This is a genomic window from Porcipelethomonas sp., from assembly GCF_051893655.1.
GTDB lineage: Bacteria > Bacillota > Clostridia > Oscillospirales > Ruminococcaceae > Porcipelethomonas.
On the sequence record NZ_JBJFHN010000032.1, the window covers coordinates 1 to 4,314 of the forward strand.

The window sequence follows — 4,314 nt, forward strand, 5'->3', positions numbered from 1 at the left end:
GTTCTTGGACAGGCTCTGGCTCAGGCTTTGGGCGATAAATCAGGTATTGCAAGATACGGCAGTGCGTATATCCCCATGGACGAAGCACTGGGATTTTGTTCTCTGGATATCAGCAACAGACCATTTCTTGTTTTTAATGGTGAATTTACAAATCAGTTGATAGGCGATTTTGATGCATGTCTTACGGAAGAATTTTTCCGTGCATTTGCTTTTAATGCCGGAATTACACTTCATTTAAACATGGTTTACGGAAGCAATGATCATCATAAATGCGAGGCTGTTTTCAAAGCTGCGGCACACGCTTTGAAGTCGGCTGTAGCTGAACTTAGCGGCGGCGGTACACTTTCAACTAAAGGGAGGCTTTAAAAATGATTGCTGTAATTGATTATGGAGCAGGAAATATTTTCAGTGTGAAAAATGCACTTGATTATCTGGGGTTTGATTCCATACTTACCAGTAAAAGGGAAGATATTGAAAATGCTGATGCATTGATTCTTCCGGGAGTAGGAGCTTTTCCAAGTGCTATGGGAATGCTTGAAAAAAGCGGTCTTATTGATACGATTAAAACTGAAGCAAAGAAAAAACCGTTTCTGGGAATTTGTCTGGGAATGCAGCTTATTTTTGAAAAGGGATATGAATTTGAAGAATGCGACGGACTGGGACTTATTCCGGGAAGTGTAAAAAAAATGGAAGAGCCTGATCTTATAATACCGCACATGGGCTGGAACAAACTTGAAATTCAAAACGAATGCCCTTTGCTTTCAGGTCTGGATGAAAACAGTTATGTTTATTTTGTACACTCATATAAGGCTTTTTGTGATGATAAAAATATTGCCGCTTATTCAGTTTACGGCGGTAAAGTGCCTGCACTGGTTTATGATGGAAATACAGTTTTCGGTGCACAGTTCCATCCGGAAAAAAGCGGAAATACCGGACTTAAAATTCTTAAGAATTTCGGAGGACTTATTAAATGATAATACTTCCTGCTATTGATATAAAGGACGGAAACTGCGTAAGACTTTTCAAAGGTGACTTTTCAACCGTCCAGAAGGTTGCCGCTGACTATATGGAAACTGCCGTTAGCTTTGAAAATGCCGGAGCAGAATGGATACATATGGTTGATTTAGATGGTGCAAAAGAGGGCAGACCGGTAAACACAAAAATATACAGGGATGTTGCTGAGAAAACATCTCTTAAGGTTGAAGTCGGCGGAGGAATAAGAAATATCGTAACTATTGAGGAATACCTTGCTATGGGTATTTCAAGAGTAATAATCGGATCTGCCGCTTTGAAGAATCCAAAACTTGTTGAGGATGCTGTAAAACAATTCGGCAGTGAAAAAATTGCTGTAGGTATAGATTCTGTAAACGGAATGGTTGCCACAGAAGGATGGCTTGAGGGATCAGATGTAAATTATATTGACCTTGCAAAGAAAATGATTGATATCGGTGTAAAATACTTTATAGTTACTGATATTTCCAAAGACGGTACTCTGTCAGGAGTAAATATTTCTCAGCTTAAGGAAATGGCAGAAGCAACTAAAGGCAGCTGTAGTATTATTGCCAGCGGAGGAGTACATACAATTGAGGATATAAAGGCATGCAAGGCTTTGGGACTTTATGGTACTATCTGCGGTAAATCAATATACAAGGGTACACTTAATTTAAAGGAAGCGATTGAAATCGGGAAAGGAGCATAAAAAATGCTGGCTAAAAGAATTATTCCCTGTCTTGACGTGAGAAACGGAAAAGTAGTTAAGGGCGTAAATTTTGAGGGTATAAAAGATGTAGGCGATCCTGTTTCATATGCGGAGGAGTATAACAGACAGGGTGCTGACGAGCTTGTTTTTTACGATATAACAGCCTCCTTTGAAGGCAGAGGTGTATTTCTTGATGTTGTAAGAGAAACTGCAAAGAAGGTTTTTGTACCGCTTACAGTAGGGGGCGGAATAAAAACAGTTGATGATATCAGAGAAACTCTCAGAGCCGGAGCAGATAAAGTATCAGTAAATTCACAGGCTGTGCAGAATCCTCAGCTTATAAAAGACGGAGCTGATATATTCGGAAGTCAGTGCATATGCGTGGGTATTGATGCTAAAAAAATCGGCGACAAGAAGTGGACTGTTTACATAAACGGCGGACGTGTGGACATGAAGCTTGATCTTATTGAATGGGTACATACTATTGAAAAGCTGGGTGCCGGAGAAATATGCCTGAATTCAATTGACGCTGATGGTACTAAAAATGGCTTTGATATAGAAATGCTTGATGCTGTATGCAATTCCGTAAATATTCCTGTTATTGCAAGCGGCGGTGCAGGCAAAGTCGGGGATTTCTCTGAAGTATTTGAAAAAACCGGAGCAACTGCGGCTTTAGCAGCTTCACTTTTTCATTTCAATGAGCTGACAGTTGAAGAAGTAAAAAATCATTGCAGAAACAAGGGTATTATTGTCAGATGACATCATAAAGGGAGATATTTAAAATAAAATGGGATTTATAAAAAAGAATATATCAGGAATTTTGCTTTGTCTTTGCATAGCTGTTCCTTCATGGTTTCTGGGGAAACTTTTACCGGTAATCGGAGGACCTGTTTTTGCAATAATTGCAGGAATGATACTAACAATGATAATAAAGGATAAAAGCAAATTTCAAAGCGGAATTGCTTTTACTTCAAAAAAGATACTTCAATATGCAGTTATATTGCTTGGATTCGGATTGAATCTTTCAACGATTCTTAAAACCGGAAAACAGTCGCTGCCTATAATTGTTTCTACAATTGCCACCTCGCTTATAGTAGCGTTTGCAATTCACAAGCTGTTGAAAGTACCGTCAAAAATATCTACATTAATAGGTGTTGGTTCAAGTATTTGCGGTGGTTCAGCAATTGCTGCAACAGCCCCCGTTATTGATGCTGACGATGAGGAAATAGCTCAGTCAATTTCAGTTATTTTTCTTTTTAATATACTGGCTGCATTGATTTTCCCATCTCTGGGAGGATGGCTGGGACTGTCAAACGAGGGATTTGGTATCTTTGCCGGAACAGCGGTTAATGATACATCGTCTGTAACAGCGGCAGCATCTGCGTGGGATGACATTCATGGCAGCAATACACTGGATACAGCAACTATTGTAAAACTTACAAGAACACTTGCGATTATTCCTATTACTCTGGTGCTTTCATTTGTAAGAATCAGAAAGGAAAAAAATAAAAATTCCGGTTTTGACAATAGCAGTAAAATTAATATAGGAAAAATATTTCCGATGTTTATAATTTACTTTATACTTGCATCTGTTATTACCACTATTGTATCATTTGTTTTTTTCGATAATGATGCTGTCATAAATACTGCTGATAGTATATTTGGATTTTTGAAAAATTGCAGTAAATTTCTTATAATAATGGCAATGGCAGCTATTGGCTTAAATACTAATATTGTAAAGCTTGTTAAAACGGGAATCAAGCCTATTTTTATGGGATTATGTTGTTGGATTGCTATTGCAGGTGTAAGTCTTTTAATGCAGCGTGTAATTGGAATCTGGTAATTTATATCAGAAATGGATTGGTGAATTATGATAAAGATAGATTTAAATGACCTTGACAAGTTTTTTGTCAAGAGTGAGCTGATACCGGCAATCTGCTTTGAGGCAGATACTAAAACGGTTCTGATGCTTGCATATATGAATAAGGAAAGTCTTAAAAAAACTCTGGAAACAGGGTATACATGGTTCTGGAGCCGTTCAAGACAGGAACTATGGAATAAGGGTGCAACCTCCGGACATTTGCAGAAGGTTGTAAGCATTTACGGTGACTGTGACAATGATACGCTGCTAGTAAATGTAAAGCAGACAGGTGCTGCCTGTCACACAGGGGAATACAGCTGTTTCTTTAATGAAATTTATAACGATGAGGAGAAAGTATAATGACAGTTTATGAAGAAATTTTTGAAGTTATAAAGCAGAGAAAATCTGATTATGAAAATGGTAAGGCACAGGAAAATTCCTACACATGCTACCTTTTTGACAAGGGTGTTGACAAAATATGTAAAAAGGTCGGTGAAGAGGCAACAGAAACTGTTATTGCTGCAAAAAACGGAGATAACAATGAACTGAAAAATGAAATAAATGACCTGCTTTATCATGTAATGGTGCTTTGTGCTAATCAGGGACTTGAATGGTCTGAAATCGAAGAGGTTCTGTCCGAAAGAAATGAAAAAATAGGAAATTTAAAAAAGTTTCATACTGTAGATAAAAATACCTGATTTTGTAACAATTTTCAATTGGTCCGAATATTATAATATTGAAGCGTAAAAAACAA

General features: G+C 37.7%; 6 protein-coding genes and 1 pseudogene. All 7 read left to right on the forward strand.

Features of this window, described 5'->3' with window-relative positions:
• A pseudogene (hisB, locus tag ACI4WO_RS01760) lies at positions 1-366 on the forward strand (imidazoleglycerol-phosphate dehydratase HisB); the annotation flags it as partial.
• Between the two features lie 2 nt (positions 367-368).
• Positions 369-974, forward strand: coding sequence for an imidazole glycerol phosphate synthase subunit HisH (gene hisH, locus ACI4WO_RS01765; protein WP_439805840.1), 606 nt, complete (start codon positions 369-371; stop codon positions 972-974).
• Complete coding sequence (gene hisA / locus ACI4WO_RS01770) at positions 971-1,699, forward strand: 1-(5-phosphoribosyl)-5-[(5-phosphoribosylamino)methylideneamino]imidazole-4-carboxamide isomerase (protein WP_439805841.1); 729 nt, start codon at positions 971-973, stop codon at positions 1,697-1,699. The genes hisH and hisA overlap by 4 nt, the downstream gene beginning before the upstream one ends.
• 3 nt (positions 1,700-1,702) lie before the next feature.
• Positions 1,703-2,458: an imidazole glycerol phosphate synthase subunit HisF gene (gene hisF / locus ACI4WO_RS01775; RefSeq protein ID WP_439805842.1), complete on the forward strand. Its 756-nt coding sequence runs from the start codon at positions 1,703-1,705 to the stop codon at positions 2,456-2,458.
• A 28-nt stretch (positions 2,459-2,486) separates the two neighbouring features.
• Complete coding sequence (locus ACI4WO_RS01780) at positions 2,487-3,542, forward strand: YeiH family protein (protein ID WP_439805843.1); 1,056 nt, start codon at positions 2,487-2,489, stop codon at positions 3,540-3,542.
• Between the two features lie 27 nt (positions 3,543-3,569).
• Positions 3,570-3,920 (forward strand): phosphoribosyl-AMP cyclohydrolase, encoded by a 351-nt coding sequence (gene hisI / locus ACI4WO_RS01785; RefSeq protein ID WP_439805844.1) that lies wholly within the window; start codon positions 3,570-3,572, stop codon positions 3,918-3,920.
• Positions 3,920-4,258 carry a phosphoribosyl-ATP diphosphatase gene (gene hisE, locus ACI4WO_RS01790; protein ID WP_439805845.1) on the forward strand — a complete coding sequence of 113 codons (339 nt, stop codon included), beginning with the start codon at positions 3,920-3,922 and terminating at the stop codon, positions 4,256-4,258. Before hisI ends, hisE begins: the two co-directional genes overlap by 1 nt.
• Positions 4,259-4,314: the final 56 nt, after the last annotated feature.